Origin of the sequence: Bacillus sp. GMa5/1 (assembly GCF_050172015.1) — a bacterium.
In the GTDB taxonomy this organism is placed as follows: Bacteria; Bacillota; Bacilli; order Bacillales; family Bacillaceae_G; genus Bacillus_A; species Bacillus_A cereus.
The window spans coordinates 1-20,758 of sequence record NZ_JBNLYC010000077.1 but is presented as its reverse complement, the minus strand read 5'-3'; the positions used below and the strand labels follow the sequence as shown (position 1 = coordinate 20,758).

Here is a 20,758-nt window from a genome sequence, read left to right as displayed (position 1 = left end):
ACATTTTATTGTGTATAATATACATAATAAAATGTTGTTATTAGTTTTATAAAAAAAGTTTAGGTAGGTGTTTATATGAAAACGATAGGTCTTATAGGTGGTATGAGTTGGGAATCAACTTCTGAATATTATCGAATTATTAATGAAGAAATAAAAGAGAGATTAGGAGGGCTACATTCAGCAAAATGTTTGATTAATAGTGTGGATTTTGAAGAGATTGAACGATGTCAGTCTAGCGGAGATTGGGATGGTGCTGGAGAAATTCTAGGGAATGCGGCATATTCATTACAAAAGGGAGGAGCAGACTTTATAATCATTTGTACAAATACAATGCATAAGGTAGTTGGAAAAATAAAGGCCAAAATTGATATTCCAGTCTTACATATTGCTGATGCAACTGCAAAAGAAATTAAAAGAAAAGACATTCAAAAGGTTGGTCTGCTTGGAACTAAATATACAATGGAGCAAGATTTCTATAAGTCACGTATTGAAGAGCATGATATAAAAGTAATAGTACCATCAGAAAAAAATAGAAAAGAAATAAATAAAGTAATATATACAGAATTATGTTTAGGAAAAATAGTATCTCAATCTAGAGAATATTATAAAAGAGTCATCGAAGAGTTAGTGCAAAAAGGAGCACAGGGAATCATATTAGGTTGTACAGAAATAGGGTTATTAATAAAGCAAGAAAACGTATCTGTCCCGATATTTGATACAACTCATATACATGCAATTGAAGCAGTCAAGGTAGCTCTAGATAGAGTATAATTATATTATGTAAACTTTATTCGTATATCTGGAAAACATTCAGAAAATATTTTATAATGTAAGTGGTTACATTTAAGGGGGAATGCGTATGTTTTCAGTTCAACCAATCGCATTTGTACATAATGAAAGAAAGGAAATAAAAGATGATGAGTGGGGAGAAGTAAGATCTCGTATAACTTTAACTGAAATGTATGCAGAAGAGAGTATACAAGGGGTTGAAGATTTTTCTCATATTGAAGTTGTTTTTTATTTTCATAAAGTAACTGACGAGCAAATTCAGTATTTTGCTAGACATCCTAGAAATAATAAGGATTATCCTGAAGTAGGTATTTTTGCACAGCGCGGGAAAAATCGCCCAAATCGCATAGGTGTAACAATTGTAAAGGTGATCAAAAGAGAAGGTAAATCAATTATTGTTGAGGGATTAGATGCTATTGATGGCACTCCTATATTGGATATAAAACCAATAATGAAAGAGTTTATGCCGACAGAAGAAATACACCAGCCTAAATGGGCAACGGATATAATGAGACAGTATTGGAAGGGGAATGGAGTAAAATGAGAATATATGAGGCAACAATTGCAGATTTAGATGGACTAGCATCAGTTTTTAATAACTATCGCATGTTTTATAGGCAAGATTCTGATTTAGAAGGGGCAAAAGTATTTTTACGAAATAGAATTGAGAAAAAAGAGTCCGTTATTTTCGTAGCAGTTGAAGACGGCGAATATATTGGGTTCACGCAACTATACCCATCATTTTCTTCTATTTCAATGAAAGAATTATGGATTTTAAATGATTTATTTGTACAAGCGGCGAAGCGTGGAGCCGGAACAGGTAAAAAATTATTAGAAGCTGCTAAAGAATACGCATTAGAAAATGGAGCAAAAGGTGTAAAGCTGCAAACGGAGATTGATAATTTATCAGCACAACGATTATACGCTGAAAATGGTTATTTGAGAGATAATCGTTATTTCCATTACGAATTAACGTTTTAAAAAATTAAGTTGAAAGAGACATTTTCAAGAAAAAGAATTTCTTTGTAATGAGAAATTCTTTTTTATTTTTGCCTAAATTAAAAAACATGACGAAAATAAAACGATATTTATTTATTGTTAAACAATAAATGTTGTGATAAAATTATGTTGCCATTAAATAAGTGAGGTATTGTAAATGAATCTTAAACGAAGTTCAACAATGTTCTTAAAAGTAATTATTTTTCTTGCTGGAATTTCAGTGCTTGCTTTATGCATATTTTTAGTGCCGGAAATGGCGGATTTCACAGCGAATTTGTATCCTAACATTGCTCCGATAAAATATCTTGTTTTAATTGTAATGTATGTAGCAGCTGTGCCTTTTTACGTTGCTCTTTATCAGGCTTTCAATCTTTTACAGTACATTGATGAGAACACAGCGTTCTCGGAATTATCAGTAAAGGCGTTAAAGAATATAAAGCGCTGTGCAATTACAATCAGTGGTTTGTATGTATTAAGTTTGCCACTTTTTCATTTTATAGCGAAAAAAATGGACCCTCCTATTGGGTTAGTGGGACTCATTATCGTTTTTGCTTCGCTCGTTATCGCCGTTTTTGCTGCTATCCTCCAACGACTTCTACAAGAGGCAATTAACATAAAATCAGAAAATGATTTGACGGTCTGAGGTGGCGGATATGACAATCATTATTAATATTGACGTCATGTTAGCAAAACGAAAAATGAGTGTAACGGAGCTTTCGGAGAAGGTTGGAATTACGATGGCGAATCTTTCTATTTTGAAAAATGGGAAAGCAAAAGCGGTTCGTTTTTCAACATTAGAAGCGATATGTAAAGCTTTGGAGTGTCAGCCAGGGGATATTTTGGAGTATAAAAACGATGAGAATACTCAATAAAAACAGATAACAAATGTAAATAATAGAAGTCAATAAAGAAGGGATAGCCACTAAGCTATTCCTTCTTTACGTTAATTGCTGTTACTAATAAAAAATATAATTTGAATTGCAATGTTTGCGTATCAAAAGGGAACTTGCTACCTTTTGAGGTGATCCGTTTTGTGGAATACAATTATTTGCCAAAAAGGCTATTTTAACTATGTTTTAAATTATTTCGGGTGAATCAAAATTTTCATTTGTATTATAGTTGATTTAAAACCCAGTTTGTTGCATCTTCAAAGTTATCTGCAATGTAGTTTGGTTCAATATGTGCCCATTTGTCTCGGTACGTATGTAAAGCATCGTATCCAGCGCCTGTGCGCACCAATATCGTTATCGCATGCACTGTTGCTCCTGCAACGATATCGGTCCAGCGATCACCAATTACAGCGCATTTTGTTAAATCAAGCCCGTGTTTTTCAGCTGCTTGTAGCAGCATACCTGTACTTGGTTTACGACATTCACAACCATCACCGTGTTTGTGAGGACATACGTATATATCATCAAAGCCGAAACCTTTTAATTCTTGTGCGAAATCAGTAACAGTTGCTATCCCGTCTGCGATACCAGGTTGATTTGTGAAAGAGAAAATTTTTATATTTTGAGCTTTTAGTTTTTGCAAAGCTGCTTTTGTAAACGGAAATAATGTAAAAGATCCCGGATAATGTATTGTAGTGTCACCACCAATTGTACCGTCACGATCAATGAAAATTGCTTTAATGTTTGTCATAGTTATAGTCCCTTCAATTTATAAGTAGTTTAAAAATGTTTTACAAATCTGTAGCCATTTACTTCATATCCTAATTTTTTGTAAAAAGGATGAGCTTCTACTCTTTTTGTTCCACTAACTAGCCATGTGCCAATGCAATTATGTTTCTTTGCTAATTGCTCGGCATAATCCATCAACACTTGTCCAATGCCTTTCCGTCGTATGTTAGAATCAACGCTTATAATTGAAATCTCTCCATAACGTGTTACATCTTCTAAATTTTCACGTATACGAAATCCAAGTAATCCAAATATAGCTTCTTCTTCCTCGTAAACATATAAAAAATCAAACGGACTCATTTGTACGAATTGTAGGCGGTTGTTCATATCTTCATAGGAAATAGAGGAACCCTTTAATTCTTTCGTTAAAGAACAAAGTGCGTCTATATCATCTATCGTTGCTTCACGAATTTGAAAAGACATATTATCAACTCCAATAAAATGTAATCAAACATTTTATATTCTGTTAAAAAATGTTTTTTCCTGCTATGAAAATAAATATTTTATAATGATATATAGATAGTTATATGTTATTCTTTTCCTTGATTGTATTAGAAATGGAAAGAAGGGGAATGCATGTTAAAAGTAAATATCCGCTCAGCTGGATATGAAATAGGCGAAAAAATAATTCATGATATAGCTTTTTCTATCGAAAAAGGTGAACTAGTTGCTCTTATTGGAGCAAATGGTGCTGGGAAGAGTACGACGATTAAAACGATACTCGGATTACTTGTAAATATGGACGGTGAAATATCATTCGGTGAAAAGAAAAATCCGTATGCATACGTACCAGAACATCCAACATACTATGATTACTTGACGCTCTGGGAACATATTGAATTATTAATGGCAGCTCGTGGAAGTGAAATGGGAAGTTGGGAAGAACGAGCGGAACAATTATTACATACTTTTCGAATGAATAAGCATAAACATGAGTATTTATCAAAATTTTCAAAAGGCATGAAACAAAAATCGATGCTAATATTGGCGTTTTTAACTGAGCCAGATTTTTATATCATTGACGAACCTTTTATCGGTTTAGATCCGGTAGCTACGAAAGAGTTTTTAAATTATTTATATAAAGAAAAAGAGCGCGGGGCAGGAATTTTACTTTGTACGCACGTATTAGATACTGCTGAAAAAATTTGTGAAAGATTTTTACTCATTTCACAAGGTACATTAGTCGCAGGTGGACATTTAGAATCTATTCAAATATTAGCGGAAATGCCGGGTAGTTCATTATTAGACTGTTTTGATGTAATTGTAAGGCGTGAACAACATGATTAAACAACAATTTTATAAGAGATTACGCCATGAACTTGAGCGGAAATGGAAGTCTATACGTTCGGTAACAGATTGGACAGTCGCATTATATATTATTATTCCAGCACTTATATTTATGGGAATCTATTATCGATCGCTATGGATAAATGAATTATCAACGGAAGAGACGATTTATTTCGGATTAGGATTACTCGCATTTTATCTAGTAACATATCCAAGAGGAGTTCGTTCATTTTTTGAGCAAGCGGATAGTTTATTTTTAATTTCGTATGCAACACATATGCGAAAATTAGTCCAGTATGGCATGATGTACACATTTGTTCGAATAGCGATAACGAATATAATAGTAGTCGTTATTATGTTACCGGTGTTGATGAAAAGTATCGAAGTAACAGAGATACAAGTCCTATTATTTTGGGTATTCTTTACTATATTTCGATTTATGTTGTCGTTGTTAACGAGATTTGTTCATGTACATGTGGGGAAACGATGGGTTTTATGGATTGTAAAAAATGTAGTATTTTCTATGAGCGTGTCCTTTTTTGGAATTAGTTTATTTTTTATTTATAAAAATCCGTTGTATTCAATTTTATTTATCGGTCTAGTAATTTTCTTAAGTAGTGTATTAGTAAAAGAGAAAATGAATTATAAAAAGTTCTTTTTTAAAGAAATCGAGAAAGAAAAGGAGGAAAGCATGCGCTGGACGAGCGGAATTATGCAAGTTGGTGGTCATGCGGCTAAACCGAGTAGTTCGAATAAAAAACCGTGGATGTTTCCGCGCTCTAAAAGACTTTTAGGGAAAAAAGCTGATTCTCGTATTGTCGAATCTTTTTTGAAAGAATTTTTCCGTACAAGTACTGCACGAATAATTTATATTCAAATTGTATGTATCAGTACTGCAAGTATAATTATGACTCCAAGGTGGATTGCAGCTATTGTTCTCGTATTTGCTGTAGTTGCAATTTCTCGCTATGCACGTGATTATTGGAATGAATTTACGAATAAGATGTTTCTTCGTTTATATTGTGATGAAGGGAAATTACTATTGTTAAGATGGAAGGCAGATCGTTATTTACTACTACCAGCAATACTTTTATATGGAATAGTTATACTTTCACAGTTTTATTTATTGCCAGCTGTGGTAGGCAGCGTTGTTTTTATTTTATTAATTGTATGGATTGTATTTCTACCATTAAAAAAGAGCCATTGACGGCTCTTTTTCTAGTCTGTAACACATTGATAAATAAAATATACTAAAACGAGTATGCTTGCGGCGGAATACATGACATCTAAAGTCATTCAAGTGCCTCCTCAATATCGTGGTATTAATATTGTATGAAATCTTACAATTTCATATTCAAGTGAAAAATATGTGAACGTTAACAAAATTGTAAAGTGCAAAAATTACAATCATTTTGTATAATAGAAGAAACCACCGTTATATAAAAAATAATGAGTGAAAGGGGAGGGAACATAAATGCCAAATTGGTTTAGAAAAACCTTAGTCGCATTAATTACCGTATTTACATTTGGTTTAGTGACGCCTCCTTCCATATTGCTTGATAATGCCAAAGCTGCGGACAAGCCTACGAGCACAGCTGGGCAACAAAGTTTGGAGAGTACGTCCTATACATATGAAGAAACGAATGACAGGTTAACCACCGATACTTTTATTACTTATGCGATGCAAGAAGCAGAGAAGCAGTCGATGCAAAAGTTTGGTACTAAAATTGGTCCAGTAATTGAAGATGAATTTAAAGATGTAATATTACCAAAGATTGAAGAGGCAATTGCTGAGCTTGCTAGTGATGTACCAGAAGATTCACTACAATCATTAGCGATTTCTCAAAAACCAGCTGGTGGGAATAATGAAAAGATTTTTCATGTCTACGATACGAAATCAGGAAATGATTTATTGCGTTTCCATGTAAGAAGAGATCATCCACCGCAAGATGGTTATTATTTTAATTTCCATTATCATCGTTTTGATGATGGATACTCAGGACATCATGAGTTAGGAAATATTTATTGGAATACGAATGTACCGCCGAAATGGCTTTCTTAAAAAGAACAAGAGAAAATCTTGTTCTTTTTTATTTTTATAGAAGGGACAGACAACCATGTTGTTGAATAACATAGGTTTAGAAAAAAGAAGCAAAGGGAGTATGGGAATGCAAAAATATATTGTTTTTGACTTTGATGGCACATTAGTAGATTCACAAAATATATTTGTACCAATTTATAATCAAATTGCTGAAAAGCACGGATATAAAACGGTAAGAGAAGAAGAAATTGAGTATTTACGCAAGTTAACGATGGCGGAGAGATGTAAACAACTCGATGTACCACTGTATAAACTACCGATATTAGCGCTGGAGTTTTATAAATTGTATCAACCTGCTATAAAAGATCTTATTTTGTTCCATGGGATGAAGGAAGTATTAGATGAACTACATAAAAAAGGCTACGGAATTGCAGTCATATCATCGAACTCAGAAGAGCATATTCGGGCGTTTTTACAAAAGAATGATATAGAAAATATACAAGAAGTGTATTGTTCTAAAAATTTGTTCGGTAAAGACAAGATGATAAAAAGATTTTTAAAATCGAAAAAGATAACAGAGAAAGATATGTTATATGTCGGTGATGAACAGCGAGACGTAGCAGCGTGTAAAAAGGCTGGAGTGAACGTAATTTGGGTATCTTGGGGATATGATGTTATTGAAACAGTGAAAAAAGATGCACCAGATTACATGGTTCATAAGCCGATGGAAATTGTGCAAGTAGTACAAGGAGCGTATTCTTAATATGAATACACTGCGATCAGGCATTCATCATATTGAATTTTGGGTAGCAAATTTAGAGGAGTCCATTTCTTTTTATAATAAGTTGTTTTCCATAATTGGGTGGAGAAAGTTAAATGAAGTAGCATATAGCACAGGAGAAAGTGAAATATACTTTAAAGAAGTAGATGAGGAAATTGTAAGGACGTTAGGGCCTAGACATATTTGTTATCAAGCTATTCATAGAGAAGTAGTTGATGAAGTAGCAGATTTTCTTTCTAGTACGAAAGTGAAGGTAATACGTGGTCCAATTGAAATGAATCATTATTCGGAAGGTTACTATACGATTGATTTTTACGATCCGAATGGATTTATTGTAGAAGTTGCCTATACACCAAATGCAGAAATGTAAGGGGAATAGATATGAAGATAATTACAGCACGGCAAAGCAATATACAAATAGTAAAAGATGCAGCGAATATTGAAGAAATTTCTAAAGGTTTCTCTCCAGATAAGAAATATATAATTACGAATGCAAATAATGAAAAATATTTATTTCGGACAGGCGATATAAAAGAGTATGAAAGAAAATAGAGTTTCAAATTTTAAATGAAATGGTAAAACGTAACGTACAGGCACAAAGGCCAATTGAAATAGGTATATTGGAAGAAGAAGGTGTATGCTATAGTATTTTTTCATATTTAGAAGGGGAAGATGCGAAGAAGCTATTGCCTACGTATTCACCAAAAGAACAATATGATATTGGTATAGAGGCAGGAAAAGATTTAGCAAAAATGCATACATATGAAGCTCCTAATAATATACTTCCATGGTATGAAAGAGCTATGAAAAAACATAGTAAATATGTAGAGGCATATAAAACATGCGGAATAAACATAAAAAATGATGATAAAATCATAAAGTTTATAGAAGAAAATGAAATATATTTAAAGAACCGCCCGAATCGATTTCAACACGATGATTTTCACTTAGAAAATATAATTGTACGTGATGCGAGATATGTAGGTGTTGTTGATTTTAATGGCTACGACTGGGGCGACCCAATTCATGATTTCGTAAAAATTGCACTGTTTGCAAGGGATATTAGTATTCCGTATTCAATCGGACAAATAGAAGGATATTTTAATGGGAGAATACCAGAGGAGTTCTGGAATTTATATGCGGTGTACGTTGGCATGACAGTTTTCTCCTCAGTTGTCTGGACATTACTAGCAGCGCCGCATATGTTAGATGATATGTTAGAGCGTCTTACTATAGTTTTAGAGGATCATAATAACTTTGAGTTATCGAAGCCAATTTGGTTTCAACCAGATAAGATTGATATGACATAGAAAAGGTAGGTGTGATTCGCACCTACCTTTATTTTTTACCATCAAAATACTTATTTAATTTTCTTAAATGTAAGCGGCTGAGTACTTAATGTAGCTGGTACATGTAACTGAAGGGATGGGAATTCACCACTTACATTCATTTCATAAGCGAATAATAAGCTCATTTTCATTTGGAATAAGTCAACTTTTGTGGAGAAGATGTCGTAATGATGATGCCCTAATTGAATATCCATTTCCATAAATTGTACATATAACGAATCATCTCGTTTGTATACTTGTAATGTTCCGTATGCAGGATGTTCAAAAGTACCAGTATAATCCTCTAACTTGTGCGAAGGTGTAGTCCCTTTAATTTGTTCAGGGAGGGATTCAGTTGCTTCTTTCATCATTTCCTTCATTTTTTTAGTATCTTCTACAGCACGTTTATGCCAATCAATGGATTCTAATTCAAGTAGTTCGTCATAAATTTGATTAGCGAGATAAGTAGGAAGTAATGTTCCTCCAGCATTCGTTAAAATGACAAGGCCTATGTTTTCTGTTGGTATGAATGAAACAAGCGCTGAAAATCCATCGATATTACCGCCATGATGAATCACTTTTTTACCACGATAAGCGCTAATAAACCAACCAAGACCGTAACTATTTAATGGAGATTCAGGGAGTGATAAAACCGGTTGGTCTGGAATTGAATTGTGTGGTGTATACATTTGTTGTAATAATTCAGAGGAGATTAATTCATGATCTCCAAATTTTCCTTCATTTAAGTGGAGAAGTACCCAATTTGCCATATCTTCAATTGTGGAATTAATACACCCAGCAGCGCCAACTGTATCGATGTTACGGAATGGAACTGCTTTTATTTCACCGTCATTTTCAATGTAAGGTAAAGCGTAATCATCTGTAGTTTGTGAATCGTTAACAGAGAAGTTTGTATGTCTCATATTTAAAGGTTCTAAAATATGTTCTGTAGTGTATTGCTCCCACGTTTGATTTGTAATGTTTTCAACAATGTAGCTAATTGTTGCATACATTAAGTTGTTATATAGAAATGCAGTCCGGAACGGTGCATCAAGTGGTAAATGTTTTATTTTTTCAACGAGATCTTTTCGAGATAAGGAAGAACTGTACCAAAGAGCCTCATGACGACTCACTCCAGTTCGATGAGAAGCTAAATCCCGTCCTGTAACTTGTGAGCTAGCAAGTAGTTCAGATAAAGTAAAATTAGGTATATAAGACGGGACAGGAGCATCCCAATTAAACTTTTTTTGCTGTGCTAACAAGCTTAATGAAAGTGTACCAAACGCTTTCGTTGAGGAACCGATTGCGAATCGAGTATTCGGTGTAACAGCCTCTTTTGTTTCTATATTACGATAGCCGAAACCTTCTGAAAGAATAACTTCACCGTCTTTTATAACAGCGACAGCAACACCAGGAACATTTAAATCCTTCATCATTTTTTCAACCGTGGTTTGTAAAGAAGTCATAACAGGTATTTCAATTTTAGACATATTTCTAACCTCCAAATATAAATTTTGATCTACCGCACTATACTTTCGGTAATAGAAAATGAAAACCTTTTAAAATATGGAAAGTTAATAATTTTGTAAGAATTAGCGCAAGAAATTTTATTAATTAAGATTATTAAATTTACCATTTTTCATGTTATGATAAATTCCATATACGATTGAAAGAAGGTTTTCCTACATATGAAACATGCTGAAAATGAATACTTAAATTTATGCCGCCATGTAATGGAACATGGTACGAAGAAAGAAGATCGTACAGGGACAGGAACTGTATCTGTATTTGGATATCAAATGCGTTTTGATTTGAGCAAAGGATTTCCTTTATTAACGACAAAAAGAGTACCATTTCGCCTTGTAGCAAGTGAACTACTTTGGTTTATGAAAGGTGATACAAATATTCGCTATTTATTGCAGCATAATAATAACATTTGGAATGAATGGGCGTTTAAGAGCTGGGTAGAAAGTGATGAGTATACTGGTCCTGACATGACTGATTTTGGTCTTCGCTCACAACAAGATGAAGAATTTAAAGTACAGTACGATGAGCAAATGGAATTGTTTAAAAAGAACGTTTTAGAAGATGATGAGTTCTCAAATAAATATGGTTATTTAGGAGACGTTTACGGTAAACAATGGCGTGCTTGGAAAACGACAGCTGGTGAGACACTTGATCAATTAAAAGATGTAATTGAAATGATTAAAAAAACACCAGACTCACGTCGTTTAATCGTTTCTGCTTGGAATCCTGAAGACGTACCGAGTATGGCATTACCGCCTTGTCATACATTATTCCAATTTTATGTAGCGGACGGAAAACTTTCTTGTCAGCTATATCAAAGAAGTGGTGACATATTCCTTGGAATTCCATTTAACATCGCAAGTTATTCACTACTAACACATTTAATTGCACATGAATGTGGTCTTGAAGTAGGAGAATTTGTTCATACAATTGGAGATGCACACATTTATACAAATCATTTTGAACAAGTAGAAAAGCAATTGGCACGTGAACCACGTCCATTCCCGAAACTTACATTAAATCCAGATGTGAAATCTGTGTTTGATTTTGAAATGGAAGATTTAAAGATTGAAGGATACGATCCGCATCCAGCAATTAAAGCACCGGTTGCAGTATAATTGTAGAGGAGATGAAAAAATGATTGTTTCATTTATGGTCGCGATGGACGAAAATAGAGTAATTGGTAAAGATAATAATTTACCTTGGCGTTTACCGAGTGAATTACAATACGTGAAGAAAACAACGATGGGCCACCCGCTTATTATGGGAAGAAAGAACTATGAAGCGATTGGTAGACCACTGCCTGGAAGACGTAATATTATTGTAACTCGTAATGAAGGGTATCATGTTGAAGGCTGTGAAGTTGTTCATTCTGTAGAAGAAGTATTTGAACTATGTAAAAATGAAGAAGAGATTTTTATTTTTGGCGGAGCGCAAATTTACAATCTCTTTTTACCTTATGTAGACAAGTTATATATAACAAAAATCCATTATGCATTTGAAGGAGATACATTCTTCCCAGAAATGGATATGACAAATTGGAAAGAGATTTTTGTAGAAAAAGGTTTAACGGATGAAAAAAACCCGTATACGTATTATTACCATGTATATGAGAAGCAACAATAATAAAAAAGATTGATGTGAGAATTCACATCAATCTTTTTATTTGTATTCACCAATATAAGTTTATAGATGAGATTCGATAGTGCTATAATGATAGGTAGCATGTAAAAATGCTAAAATTTTCAAAAGTACTAATATAGAAAGAGGAGGAGAATCGATTGAGAAAGATATGGGGGATTCTTTTTCTTTGCTTAACATTCATGTTAGTTGGATGTGGTAAAGAAGAAAAACCACAAGAAGCGTTTGATACATATGTAAAAGCGTGGAATAAACAAAAATTTGCAGATATGTATGATCAACTATCAAAAAATGCAAAAAAAGATATTTCAAAGAAAGAGTTTACTGAGAAATATGAAAAAATTTATTCTGGTATCGAAGTGAAAGACTTAAAGGTAGAAACAGGGGAAGTAAAAGAAGATAAAAAAGATGAAGGTCCTGTTCCTTTTAAAGTAAGCATGGATACAGTTGGTGGTAAAATCACATTTGGTCATGAAGCAAAAATGGTGAAAGAAAAAGATGGAGATAAAGAATCTTGGAAAATAGATTGGACTCCTGATTTTATTTTCCCTGGCATGACGAAAGATAGTAAAGTGCGTATGCAGACAACACAGCCAAAACGTGGTGAAATATACGATCGTAATGGAAAAGGTCTTGCAACGAATGGGAAAGCTTCTGAAATCGGATTGATTCCTGAAAAGTTAGGCGATACTGCTCCGCAAACGAAAGAAACAGTAGCGAAGTTATTAAATATGTCTGTAGAAGAAATTGATCAAAAATTAGCTGCTAAATGGGTAAAACCAGGGTATCTCGTACCAATTGGAATTTTGCCTGAAGGGGCAACACAAAATACGTACATTGATTTACCAGGTGTTTCAACAAAACCTGTAAATGTTCGTACATATCCGTTAGGGGAAGCTGCAGCTCATCTGACTGGTTATATTGGAAAGGTAAATGCTGAAGATTTAAAAACGCTACAAAAGAAAGGCTATCAAGCTGATGACCCAGTTGGTAAAGCTGGCTTAGAGCAAGTATTAGAGGAAAAGCTACGCGGTAAAAAAGGTGGCCGTGTCTTTGTAGAAGATGCGCAAGGAAAAGAAATTAAAAATTTAGCAAAAACAGATGCTGTTGATGGAGAAAATGTAACTTTAACTATTGATAGTGTTGTTCAAGAAAAAACGTATAATGAAATGAAGGGCGAAGCTGGTTCAAGTGCAGCAATTAATCCGAAAAGTGGAGAAACAATTGCACTAGTAAGTAGTCCAGCATATGATCCTAATATAATTGCACGAGGGACATCGAAGGCACAACGCGAAGCTTGGAATAATGATCCGAAAAAACCAATGACAAATCGCTTTACACAATTGTCGGTACCAGGTTCTGTATTTAAACCTATTACAGCTGCAATTGGTCTTGAAACGAAAACGATTGATCCAAAAGAAGAGTTGAAAATTGAAGGATTAAAATGGACAAAAGATTCTTCTTGGGGTAATTACTATGTAACGCGTGTGAAAGATGCAAATCCGATTGATTTTGATAAGGCGATGAAATACTCGGATAATATTTACTTCGCACAAGAAGCTTTAAAAATCGGAAAAGACAAGTTTATGAGTGAAGCGAAAAAATTCGGATTCGATGAGAAACTACCAATTGAATATGGATTCCCTGCTTCTAAAATTGCAAATGACGGCATTAAAAATGATATTCAAATGGCAGATACGGGATATGGACAAGGACAAGTATTAATGACTCCTCTTCATTTAGCTTTAACGTATGCGCCGATTGTAAATGATGGAACGATTCCGTCACCGTATATTATTAAAACAGATAAACAACCAAAAGCTTGGAAAGAAAATGTAATTTCTAAAGGAAATCAGGATATATTAAAAACTGCAATGACGAAAGTAATTAATGATCCAGATGGTACAGGGAAAATTGCTAAAATTGATGGTATGACTCTTGCTGGAAAAACAGGTACAGCGGAATTAAAAGTATCAAAAGAGGCCGAAGGAAAAGAACTAGGTTGGTTCGCTGCATTTGATTTAAATTCACCAGATATGGTCATTACAATGATGATTGAAGATGTAAAAGGTAGAGGCGGGAGTAATATTCCAGCTGAAAAAGTAAAACATGTATTTCAAAAATAATATGTAATAGAAGGCTATCTCTATAAGTTGTAGAGGTAGCCTTTTTATACGAAAGAATTCTTAATATCTATATACTAAATTTTAAGGAAACAAAGTAAATCATTAACTTACGAAAAAAAAGTAGCTATTTTTTATTGACATTGATTAAAACTTTTTGTATTATACTTACATAAGGTAAGTTATTAACTTTTAAAAAACAAATCTTGAATTAAAGATAAAGAGAAAAAAGGGAGAGAATACAATGACAAAAGTACTATTTATCACAGCAAATCCAAATTCAGCAGAAGGTTCTTTCGGAATGGCAGTAGGGGAGGCTTTCATCGAAGCTTATAAAAACGAACATCCACAAGACGAAGTTGTAACAATTGATTTATTCAACACTACAGTACCAGCAATTGATGCAGATGTATTTGCTGCTTGGGGTAAATTTGCAGCAGGTGAAGGCTTTGAAGCTTTAACTGAAGTTCAACAACAAAAAGTAGCAGCAATGAACACAAACTTAGAAACATTTATGAATGCAGATCGTTATGTATTCGTAACTCCAATGTGGAACTTTAGCTATCCACCAGTAGTAAAAGCATACTTAGATAACGTAGCAATCGCAGGTAAAACATTCAAATATACTGAAAATGGTCCAGTCGGCTTATTAGAAGGTAAAAAAGCACTTCACATTCAGGCAACAGGTGGCGTATATTCTGAAGGAGCATACGCAGCTGTAGACTTCGGTCGCAATCACTTAAAGACTGTATTAGGATTTGTCGGTGTAAATGATACTGAATATATCGCAGTTGAAGGTATGAATGCAAACCCTGAAAAAGCACAAGAAATTAAAGAAGCAGCAATTGCTAATGCTCGTGAATTAGCAAAACGTTTCTAATATAGAATGCTTAAAAAGTCCAAACACTTGCTGTTTGGACTTTTTTTCTTCTTTTTCCTTCGTTTGTCTAGTATAATGAAGGTCGGAATGATAATAGGTGGGGGTTCTGTATGATTCAAACGTTTTTTAAAATCTTTTATTTAATTTTAATCGTAATTGCGATTACACCGAGAATGTGGCGTCTTAAAAGACAAGTAAATACGATGGCGCCAAAAGAAAAAGATAATGCTGTGTATAAAACGACAAATTGGTTTGGTAAGAAAATGGTACGTGTAGCTGGAGGGGCAGTAGAAGTGAAAGGACTTGAAAATGTTCCGAAAGACAAGCCAGTACTAGTTGTAAGTAATCACCAAAGTAATATGGATATCCCTGTTTTACTAGGTTACTTAAATAAACCAATTGGATTCGTTTCAAAAGCAGAGATTAAAAAGTTCCCAGTTGTACCAACTTGGATGGAACTTATGAATTGTGTATTTATGGATCGTAGCGATCGTCGTCAATCTCTTCAAGCGATTAAAGATGGAATTGAACTATTAAAAAATGGACATTCTATCGTAATTTTCCCTGAAGGAACGAGAAGTAAGGGTGGCGAAGTTGGAGAGTTTAAGGCTGGTAGTTTTCATCTGGCAGTAAAGTCAGGTGTAGCAATTTTACCTGTAACGTTAGATGGTACATATAAGATGTTTGAAGCGAATGGAAATCGTATGAAGCCAGCTCATGCAACAGTAACAATTTCTAAGCCGATTACACCTGAAGACTATGCGAATATGGATATTAAAGAATTAACGAAGCATACACAGGAAGTTATCGCATCACAATTACATAAGTAATAAAAAAGGATTCAGTTTATAGTAAGCTGAATCCTTTTTTATTATGCTGTAGGTAAGACATAAAAGAGTACACAGAAGAACATCATCGCACTACCACCTAAAACGAACAGGTGCCATATGGCATGGTTGAAAGGTAGCTTTTCCCAAAGGAAGAATATAGCTCCGACAGAATATAAAATTCCACCTGCTAAAAGTAGTGAAAAACCATGTCCAGTTAGATTTTCATAAAGTGGTTTAATGGCAACGATTATGAGCCAACCCATAATGATGTAACATAAAGTTGAAGCCTTTATAAAGCGACGTACAAAGAAAATTTTGAAGACGATACCTCCGATTGCTAGTGTCCATATTATAGCAAGCAACGTCCATCCTAATGGGCCACGAAGTGTAATAAGTAGAAAAGGAGTATACGTGCCAGCAATCAATAAGTAAATGGCTGAATGATCTAAAATAGTAAATATTTTTTCTACTTTAGGATGATGAATGCTATGTAGCAATGTTGAAAACAAGTACAGTAAGAACATGCTTACACCATAAACAGTAAATGCAACTACAGCTGATGCGGTACCGTGCTTAGAAGCATGAATAATCAATATGATTAAGGCAGGGATGCTTAAAATGGCACCGATACCATGTGTAATTGCATTTGCAATTTCTTCTTTTACAAATTGGGTCATTCGTGTCATTTTTTCAGTCATAATGCAAATCCTTTCTACTATCATAAAATAATATGTCATTTCCCTTACCATATCATACACAAGAGCAATAGAAAATGAAATTTGTATAATTGATTATATTTTTGAATTTTTTTGACAAAAGACAATGGATTTGTTGACGTTTTCAAACTTTTTTGACAAAATAAAATTATGTAATAGTAGGACAAGGAAACTACTAATAAAGGGGATGGGGAAATGTTTTCAAATATTGGCTTTCCAGGGTTAATTTTAATTTTAGTAGCAGTACTCATTTTATTTGGACCTAAAAAATTGCCGGAAATCGGGAAGGCTTTAGGGGAAACGTTAAAAGAGTTTAAAAAATCAACGAAAGAATTGACAGATGACGCATTTCAAGAAAAGGAAAAGAAAGAAAAAATGTAGTGTATTTTCCTTGTAATGGATAAATAAAGTGTGGTGAACGAGATGGAAGATCGGGAAATGAGCGTAGTAGAACATATTGTTGAGCTTCGAAAAAGAGTAATATATACGGTGTTATCCTTTGTACTATTTTTAATTATTGGATTTACTTTTACAAAGGATATTTATTTTTGGCTTGTAAAAGATTTACCAATGAAATTAACTGTTCTCGGTCCAAGTGATGTATTGTGGATTTTTTTCTCGATTGCTACAGTATTTGCTATCGTTTGTACAATTCCTTTTGCTGCTATACAAATTTGGTTATTTGTAAAACCGGGTTTACATCCAAATGAACAAAAGATGACAATAATGTATATACCGGTATTGTCTATATTATTTCTCGCAGGTTTATGTTTTGGATATTTCATTGTAATGCCGTTTCTATTTCACTTTTTAACTACGATAGGTAATGAAATGTTTAATACGATGTTTACGACAGAAAAGTATTTTCATTTTGTACTTAATTTAACAGTTCCATTTGCTGTGATTTTTGAATTGCCAGTCGTTGTAATGTTTTTAACTAGTATTGGAATACTTACGGCGGAATTTTTAATAAAAATAAGAAGGTATGCTTACGTAGCATTAATTATCATTGCATCTTGTATATCACCGCCAGACTTTTTATCTCATAGTTTAGTTGCAGTGCCGCTTATTTGTATTTATGAAGTAAGTATTGCGTTATCAAAGGTTGTTAGTAAGAGGAAAAAGAAAAGAGAAGAAATGCAGTCAAAAAGTGCCTCGTTATAAAGGCACTTTTTTATTTATTTGTTATACTATAGCTATAAACGTATACAATATATAGAAGAAAAAAATTATAGAATCTCCAAAATTTAGACAAACTTTGCGCTTTTATAAGCTTATACTAAATGTATTAAACAATTGATGGATAATGAGATTCCCGTCTCAGAGATATTTAGAACGGGAAGGTGAATTAGGTGGAGATGAATAGAGTATAAATCTTCTAGCCATAAGGACTACAGAAATCATATAAGTCTGATTTTACTCCACTTTAAACAACGTGTTACAGCGCAAAGTAGAGGAAGTTCAAAAATCCAATGAAAAAGAGGATTGATATTGTGATTACGAAAAGTTTTTATTTCACTCATTCAACAGGGGATTGCATTAAAATATTCGAAATCCCTGTCCTACAGGCACAGCATCCATTATCGTTTCTAATTCAGTCTCGTCTTCAATTATTTATTGCAAAAATTCAAAAACAAAAACACCCAAGATTTTCGTATTCTTTCCGTGAATATTTACAAAATTGTTTGAAGTGGAATGATTATTTAAATGTATATAAAACAAATACCCTTGAAAAAAATGCATGATACGAAGTACGGACAGGGTTAGTAAACTCTGTCTTTTTCATTTTAGATATGAAAATATAATTAATTTGATGAAATTTCGTTCCAAATTGTTGAAAGCAATGGGAATACTAGTATAATAACAAGGAGAGCGTATTGGAAAGGGAAGAAGTATAGTATGCAAAAAATTAAAATTGTAACAGATTCAACGGCAGATTTATCACAAGACGTAATCGAAAAGTATGACATTCATGTTTTACCATTATCAATCTCTGTAAATGGACAAACATATTTAGATCGCGTTGATTTACAACCTGACGAATTTATTGAAGAAATGATTAAATCAGAGGAATTACCAAAAACATCACAACCAGCTATGGGTACATTTGTAGAAATGTATGACAAGCTAGGGGAAGATGGAAGCGAAGTCCTTTCTATCCATATGACAAGTGGAATGAGCGGTACTGTAGCAACTGCAAATAGCGCTGCATCAATGACTGATACAAAAGTAACAGTTGTTGATTCTCAATTTATTACACATGCTTTAGCATATCAAGTAATTGAAGCTGCAAAAATGGCAAATGACGGACGCTCACTAGAAGAAATTTTAAAACGTGTAGATGAAGTAAGAAAGAATACTCGTTTATATGTAGTAGTGGATACATTAGAAAACTTAGTGAAGGGTGGACGTATCGGTAAAGGAAAAGCGTTTATCGGTTCGCTACTTAATATAAAGCCAATTGCTAGTCTTGAAGAAGGTGTTTATAATCCTGTAACGAAAGTTCGTAGCCAAGGCCAAATTGTAAAAACATTAGCTAAGTTATTTGAGCAAGATACGGCTGGAAAAGTCGTAAAGGCTGTTGCAATTCCGCATGCGAAAGCAATTCCTTTAGCTGAAAGTATGAAAGCGGCGGTTGAAAAAGTGAGTGGATTTGCTCAATCAGAAATTTTCTATACAACGCCTATTATTAGTACTCATACAGGTCCGGGCGCAATCGGATTTATGTATTTAGCAGAGTAATAAAAAAGCTACTTGAAAATATATTTCAAGTAGCTTTTTTATGTAAATAGAAAGTAAGAAATAAGAAGAGCTACACAGGCACTACCGCTAATGATATAGCGAGTCTGTAAATATTCATTCATAGAAAACACCCTTTATCCCGCTATTTGCGGACAGTAAAACTCTCTACCTCAAATTTAGCTGGAGCAAAGAGGTTAGGTAGCGGGCTGCCCGTAAAAGCTTGATTGGTGAAGGCAAATAATCAGTGGGGATGAAGAAATCCCACTAATTAAAGTTTCACTATAGGATTTTCTATATTATATGTTGGATATAGAAAATCAGTCATTACGTTACACATGTAAAGTTTCAATTTTTTCGTTTATTTGCTTATCATTTGTTGCGTTACTATAAATAAAAGTTTGACCTAAAAAGAGTACATGCAGTTGTTCCCACGGTAACATGCGCAAATTCCAATTATTTCGAAGTCTAGTTATTGCTTCACGAGGTGTTTCATCGGCGAGTGCAAAAGCTCCGTAATGCATTGGTATAAAATGTGTAGCGTTTAAATCTAAATAAGCTTGCACGGCCTCTTCAGGTGAAACATGAGATACTTTCATAAACCATTCTGGTTCATAAGCGCCAATGGGCATAAGAGCAATATCAATTAAAAAGCGTTCACCAATTTCTTTGAAACCTTGGAAATAGCCACTGTCGCCACAAAAATATATGGTTTCCATAGTCGTTTCATTATCAATAATCCATCCGCCCCAGTGAGACGTATTCATATCAAATAAGAATCTTCTCGTCCAGTGCTGAGCAGGTACGAAGTGAAAAGAAACTTCGTTAATTATCGTACTTTCCCACCATTTATACTCTTCTACATGTTTAAATTTCTTACGAGTAAATAATTTTTTTAATCCAATAGGTACAAGATATAGAACATCATCATTCAACTGACGAAGAGTTGAAAAATCTAAATGATCATAATGACCATGTGAAATAAGGACAATATCAATTTTAGGTAGTGCTTCTATAGAGAGTCCAGGTTCTGTAAGTCTTGGAACTAGCTTTAATTTATTAGCCCATACTGGATCTGTTAATATATTAAGTCCATTCGTTTGGATAAGAAAAGTGGAATGCCCAATCCATGTGATAGTCGTTTTTTCAACATTACTTTGCAAAAATGCACTTTGTTTAACGGGTGATTGTTCTACTAAGAAAGAAAAATCTTTTTTGTTTTGCTTTCGTTCTTTACGCCAGCGTAAAAAAGAGCGAATTGATTTTTTTGTACTAACATTATCCATATTTTCATAGCGCTTTGCCATGAACATCACCTCATTTAAAATCGTTGTATTTGTATTGTACCGAAATGTTGTTAAGGAATACAGTGTAAAACATGGATTAATGTTTAAGGAA

The 20,758-nt window shown here is 33.8% G+C and carries 24 protein-coding genes and 1 pseudogene; 20 read left to right on the top strand and 5 right to left on the bottom strand.

What is annotated here, in order from left to right; genetic code table 11:
• The first annotated feature begins 75 nt into the window (after positions 1-75).
• The 5 genes from ACQGSG_RS17715 (at position 76) to ACQGSG_RS17695 (ending at position 2,660) form a co-directional block, all read left to right on the top strand.
• Positions 76-771 (top strand): aspartate/glutamate racemase family protein, encoded by a 696-nt coding sequence (locus ACQGSG_RS17715; RefSeq protein ID WP_000848569.1) that lies wholly within the window; start codon positions 76-78, stop codon positions 769-771.
• An 88-nt stretch (positions 772-859) separates the two neighbouring features.
• Positions 860-1,333 carry an SAM-dependent methyltransferase gene (locus tag ACQGSG_RS17710; protein ID WP_000493255.1) on the top strand — a complete coding sequence of 158 codons (474 nt, stop codon included), beginning with the start codon at positions 860-862 and terminating at the stop codon, positions 1,331-1,333.
• Positions 1,330-1,770, top strand: a complete 441-nt coding sequence (locus ACQGSG_RS17705; RefSeq protein ID WP_001223866.1) for a GNAT family N-acetyltransferase — start codon at positions 1,330-1,332, stop codon at positions 1,768-1,770. The genes ACQGSG_RS17710 and ACQGSG_RS17705 overlap by 4 nt, the downstream gene beginning before the upstream one ends.
• 175 nt (positions 1,771-1,945) lie before the next feature.
• Positions 1,946-2,431: a DUF2975 domain-containing protein gene (locus tag ACQGSG_RS17700; protein WP_097998217.1), complete on the top strand. Its 486-nt coding sequence runs from the start codon at positions 1,946-1,948 to the stop codon at positions 2,429-2,431.
• A 10-nt stretch (positions 2,432-2,441) separates the two neighbouring features.
• A complete protein-coding gene (locus tag ACQGSG_RS17695; protein WP_000152534.1) occupies positions 2,442-2,660 on the top strand; it encodes a helix-turn-helix domain-containing protein in 219 nt (72 codons plus the stop codon).
• Between the two features lie 241 nt (positions 2,661-2,901).
• Here the strand turns inward: ACQGSG_RS17695 and ACQGSG_RS17690 are convergent, their stop codons facing one another.
• Both ACQGSG_RS17690 and ACQGSG_RS17685 read right to left on the bottom strand, forming a co-directional pair.
• The gene (locus ACQGSG_RS17690) at positions 2,902-3,429 is read right to left on the bottom strand and encodes an HAD-IIIA family hydrolase (RefSeq protein WP_000181778.1); all 528 of its coding nucleotides are present in this window, start codon (positions 3,427-3,429) and stop codon (positions 2,902-2,904) included.
• A gap of 29 nt (positions 3,430-3,458) precedes the next feature.
• On the bottom strand, positions 3,459-3,890 hold the full coding sequence (locus ACQGSG_RS17685) for a GNAT family N-acetyltransferase (RefSeq protein ID WP_000009776.1): 432 nt from the start codon (positions 3,888-3,890) through the stop codon (positions 3,459-3,461).
• Between the two features lie 153 nt (positions 3,891-4,043).
• Between ACQGSG_RS17685 and ACQGSG_RS17680 the strand changes: the two genes are divergently transcribed.
• From ACQGSG_RS17680 to ACQGSG_RS17655, 6 genes and pseudogenes are all read left to right on the top strand, one after another.
• Positions 4,044-4,754: an ABC transporter ATP-binding protein gene (locus ACQGSG_RS17680; RefSeq protein ID WP_325842629.1), complete on the top strand. Its 711-nt coding sequence runs from the start codon at positions 4,044-4,046 to the stop codon at positions 4,752-4,754.
• On the top strand, positions 4,747-5,961 hold the full coding sequence (locus ACQGSG_RS17675; protein ID WP_325842628.1) for an ABC transporter permease: 1,215 nt from the start codon (positions 4,747-4,749) through the stop codon (positions 5,959-5,961). Before ACQGSG_RS17680 ends, ACQGSG_RS17675 begins: the two co-directional genes overlap by 8 nt.
• Positions 5,962-6,228: 267 nt before the next feature.
• Positions 6,229-6,816 carry a YpjP family protein gene (locus ACQGSG_RS17670; protein WP_001134421.1) on the top strand — a complete coding sequence of 196 codons (588 nt, stop codon included), beginning with the start codon at positions 6,229-6,231 and terminating at the stop codon, positions 6,814-6,816.
• Positions 6,817-6,922: 106 nt separating this feature from the next.
• Positions 6,923-7,558 carry an HAD family hydrolase gene (locus ACQGSG_RS17665; protein WP_001987851.1) on the top strand — a complete coding sequence of 212 codons (636 nt, stop codon included), beginning with the start codon at positions 6,923-6,925 and terminating at the stop codon, positions 7,556-7,558.
• Position 7,559: 1 nt separating this feature from the next.
• Entirely contained in the window at positions 7,560-7,946 is a 387-nt protein-coding gene (locus ACQGSG_RS17660) for a VOC family protein (RefSeq protein ID WP_087875310.1), read from the top strand.
• Between the two features lie 11 nt (positions 7,947-7,957).
• Positions 7,958-8,886: pseudogene (locus ACQGSG_RS17655) on the top strand (aminoglycoside phosphotransferase family protein).
• Positions 8,887-8,936: 50 nt separating this feature from the next.
• On the opposite strand, the gene ACQGSG_RS17650 reads toward ACQGSG_RS17655, so the two are convergent.
• Positions 8,937-10,394, bottom strand: a complete 1,458-nt coding sequence (locus tag ACQGSG_RS17650) for a serine hydrolase (RefSeq protein WP_098290180.1) — start codon at positions 10,392-10,394, stop codon at positions 8,937-8,939.
• A 198-nt stretch (positions 10,395-10,592) separates the two neighbouring features.
• Here ACQGSG_RS17650 and ACQGSG_RS17645 point away from each other — a divergent pair, with 198 nt between their 5' ends.
• From ACQGSG_RS17645 to ACQGSG_RS17625, 5 genes are all read left to right on the top strand, one after another.
• Positions 10,593-11,549, top strand: a complete 957-nt coding sequence (locus ACQGSG_RS17645; RefSeq protein ID WP_000679608.1) for a thymidylate synthase — start codon at positions 10,593-10,595, stop codon at positions 11,547-11,549.
• Positions 11,550-11,568: 19 nt separating this feature from the next.
• Positions 11,569-12,057: a dihydrofolate reductase gene (locus ACQGSG_RS17640; protein WP_087875312.1), complete on the top strand. Its 489-nt coding sequence runs from the start codon at positions 11,569-11,571 to the stop codon at positions 12,055-12,057.
• Positions 12,058-12,212: 155 nt separating this feature from the next.
• Positions 12,213-14,198, top strand: coding sequence for a penicillin-binding protein 3 (pbpC, locus tag ACQGSG_RS17635; protein WP_016117734.1), 1,986 nt, complete (start codon positions 12,213-12,215; stop codon positions 14,196-14,198).
• A 241-nt stretch (positions 14,199-14,439) separates the two neighbouring features.
• Entirely contained in the window at positions 14,440-15,075 is a 636-nt protein-coding gene (locus tag ACQGSG_RS17630) for an FMN-dependent NADH-azoreductase (protein ID WP_000170025.1), read from the top strand.
• A gap of 110 nt (positions 15,076-15,185) precedes the next feature.
• Positions 15,186-15,905 carry a lysophospholipid acyltransferase family protein gene (locus ACQGSG_RS17625; RefSeq protein ID WP_000616577.1) on the top strand — a complete coding sequence of 240 codons (720 nt, stop codon included), beginning with the start codon at positions 15,186-15,188 and terminating at the stop codon, positions 15,903-15,905.
• A gap of 41 nt (positions 15,906-15,946) precedes the next feature.
• Here the strand turns inward: ACQGSG_RS17625 and trhA are convergent, their stop codons facing one another.
• Positions 15,947-16,603, bottom strand: a complete 657-nt coding sequence (gene trhA / locus ACQGSG_RS17620; protein WP_000136889.1) for a PAQR family membrane homeostasis protein TrhA — start codon at positions 16,601-16,603, stop codon at positions 15,947-15,949.
• Between the two features lie 213 nt (positions 16,604-16,816).
• On the opposite strand from trhA, the gene ACQGSG_RS17615 reads away from it, so the two are divergent.
• The 4 genes from ACQGSG_RS17615 (at position 16,817) to ACQGSG_RS17600 (ending at position 19,363) form a co-directional block, all read left to right on the top strand.
• A complete protein-coding gene (locus tag ACQGSG_RS17615) occupies positions 16,817-17,002 on the top strand; it encodes a twin-arginine translocase TatA/TatE family subunit (protein ID WP_000492443.1) in 186 nt (61 codons plus the stop codon).
• Positions 17,003-17,044: 42 nt separating this feature from the next.
• The gene (gene tatC, locus ACQGSG_RS17610) at positions 17,045-17,785 is read left to right on the top strand and encodes a twin-arginine translocase subunit TatC (RefSeq protein ID WP_000390120.1); all 741 of its coding nucleotides are present in this window, start codon (positions 17,045-17,047) and stop codon (positions 17,783-17,785) included.
• A gap of 329 nt (positions 17,786-18,114) precedes the next feature.
• Positions 18,115-18,366, top strand: a complete 252-nt coding sequence (locus ACQGSG_RS17605; RefSeq protein WP_000629012.1) for a DUF2535 family protein — start codon at positions 18,115-18,117, stop codon at positions 18,364-18,366.
• Between the two features lie 154 nt (positions 18,367-18,520).
• The gene (locus ACQGSG_RS17600) at positions 18,521-19,363 is read left to right on the top strand and encodes a DegV family protein (protein ID WP_001169472.1); all 843 of its coding nucleotides are present in this window, start codon (positions 18,521-18,523) and stop codon (positions 19,361-19,363) included.
• Between the two features lie 329 nt (positions 19,364-19,692).
• On the opposite strand, the gene ACQGSG_RS17595 is transcribed toward ACQGSG_RS17600, so the two are convergent.
• A complete protein-coding gene (locus ACQGSG_RS17595; RefSeq protein ID WP_001129628.1) occupies positions 19,693-20,667 on the bottom strand; it encodes an MBL fold metallo-hydrolase in 975 nt (324 codons plus the stop codon).
• Positions 20,668-20,758 lie beyond the last annotated feature (91 nt).

What these genes read in the sequence shown, in the direction of transcription:
- ACQGSG_RS17715 (WP_000848569.1), top strand. Translation starts at nt 76, where the DNA reads ATGAAAACGATAGGTCTTATAGGTGGTATGAGTTGGGAATCAACTTCT.
- ACQGSG_RS17710 (WP_000493255.1), top strand. Translation starts at nt 860, where the DNA reads ATGTTTTCAGTTCAACCAATCGCATTTGTACATAATGAAAGAAAGGAA.
- ACQGSG_RS17705 (WP_001223866.1), top strand. Translation starts at nt 1,330, where the DNA reads ATGAGAATATATGAGGCAACAATTGCAGATTTAGATGGACTAGCATCA.
- ACQGSG_RS17700 (WP_097998217.1), top strand. Translation starts at nt 1,946, where the DNA reads ATGAATCTTAAACGAAGTTCAACAATGTTCTTAAAAGTAATTATTTTT.
- ACQGSG_RS17695 (WP_000152534.1), top strand. Translation starts at nt 2,442, where the DNA reads ATGACAATCATTATTAATATTGACGTCATGTTAGCAAAACGAAAAATG.
- ACQGSG_RS17690 (WP_000181778.1), bottom strand. Translation starts at nt 3,429, where the DNA reads ATGACAAACATTAAAGCAATTTTCATTGATCGTGACGGTACAATTGGT.
- ACQGSG_RS17685 (WP_000009776.1), bottom strand. Translation starts at nt 3,890, where the DNA reads ATGTCTTTTCAAATTCGTGAAGCAACGATAGATGATATAGACGCACTT.
- ACQGSG_RS17680 (WP_325842629.1), top strand. Translation starts at nt 4,044, where the DNA reads ATGTTAAAAGTAAATATCCGCTCAGCTGGATATGAAATAGGCGAAAAA.
- ACQGSG_RS17675 (WP_325842628.1), top strand. Translation starts at nt 4,747, where the DNA reads ATGATTAAACAACAATTTTATAAGAGATTACGCCATGAACTTGAGCGG.
- ACQGSG_RS17670 (WP_001134421.1), top strand. Translation starts at nt 6,229, where the DNA reads ATGCCAAATTGGTTTAGAAAAACCTTAGTCGCATTAATTACCGTATTT.
- ACQGSG_RS17665 (WP_001987851.1), top strand. Translation starts at nt 6,923, where the DNA reads ATGCAAAAATATATTGTTTTTGACTTTGATGGCACATTAGTAGATTCA.
- ACQGSG_RS17660 (WP_087875310.1), top strand. Translation starts at nt 7,560, where the DNA reads ATGAATACACTGCGATCAGGCATTCATCATATTGAATTTTGGGTAGCA.
- ACQGSG_RS17650 (WP_098290180.1), bottom strand. Translation starts at nt 10,394, where the DNA reads ATGTCTAAAATTGAAATACCTGTTATGACTTCTTTACAAACCACGGTT.
- ACQGSG_RS17645 (WP_000679608.1), top strand. Translation starts at nt 10,593, where the DNA reads ATGAAACATGCTGAAAATGAATACTTAAATTTATGCCGCCATGTAATG.
- ACQGSG_RS17640 (WP_087875312.1), top strand. Translation starts at nt 11,569, where the DNA reads ATGATTGTTTCATTTATGGTCGCGATGGACGAAAATAGAGTAATTGGT.
- ACQGSG_RS17630 (WP_000170025.1), top strand. Translation starts at nt 14,440, where the DNA reads ATGACAAAAGTACTATTTATCACAGCAAATCCAAATTCAGCAGAAGGT.
- ACQGSG_RS17625 (WP_000616577.1), top strand. Translation starts at nt 15,186, where the DNA reads ATGATTCAAACGTTTTTTAAAATCTTTTATTTAATTTTAATCGTAATT.
- trhA (WP_000136889.1), bottom strand. Translation starts at nt 16,603, where the DNA reads ATGACTGAAAAAATGACACGAATGACCCAATTTGTAAAAGAAGAAATT.
- ACQGSG_RS17615 (WP_000492443.1), top strand. Translation starts at nt 16,817, where the DNA reads ATGTTTTCAAATATTGGCTTTCCAGGGTTAATTTTAATTTTAGTAGCA.
- tatC (WP_000390120.1), top strand. Translation starts at nt 17,045, where the DNA reads ATGGAAGATCGGGAAATGAGCGTAGTAGAACATATTGTTGAGCTTCGA.
- ACQGSG_RS17600 (WP_001169472.1), top strand. Translation starts at nt 18,521, where the DNA reads ATGCAAAAAATTAAAATTGTAACAGATTCAACGGCAGATTTATCACAA.
- ACQGSG_RS17595 (WP_001129628.1), bottom strand. Translation starts at nt 20,667, where the DNA reads ATGGCAAAGCGCTATGAAAATATGGATAATGTTAGTACAAAAAAATCA.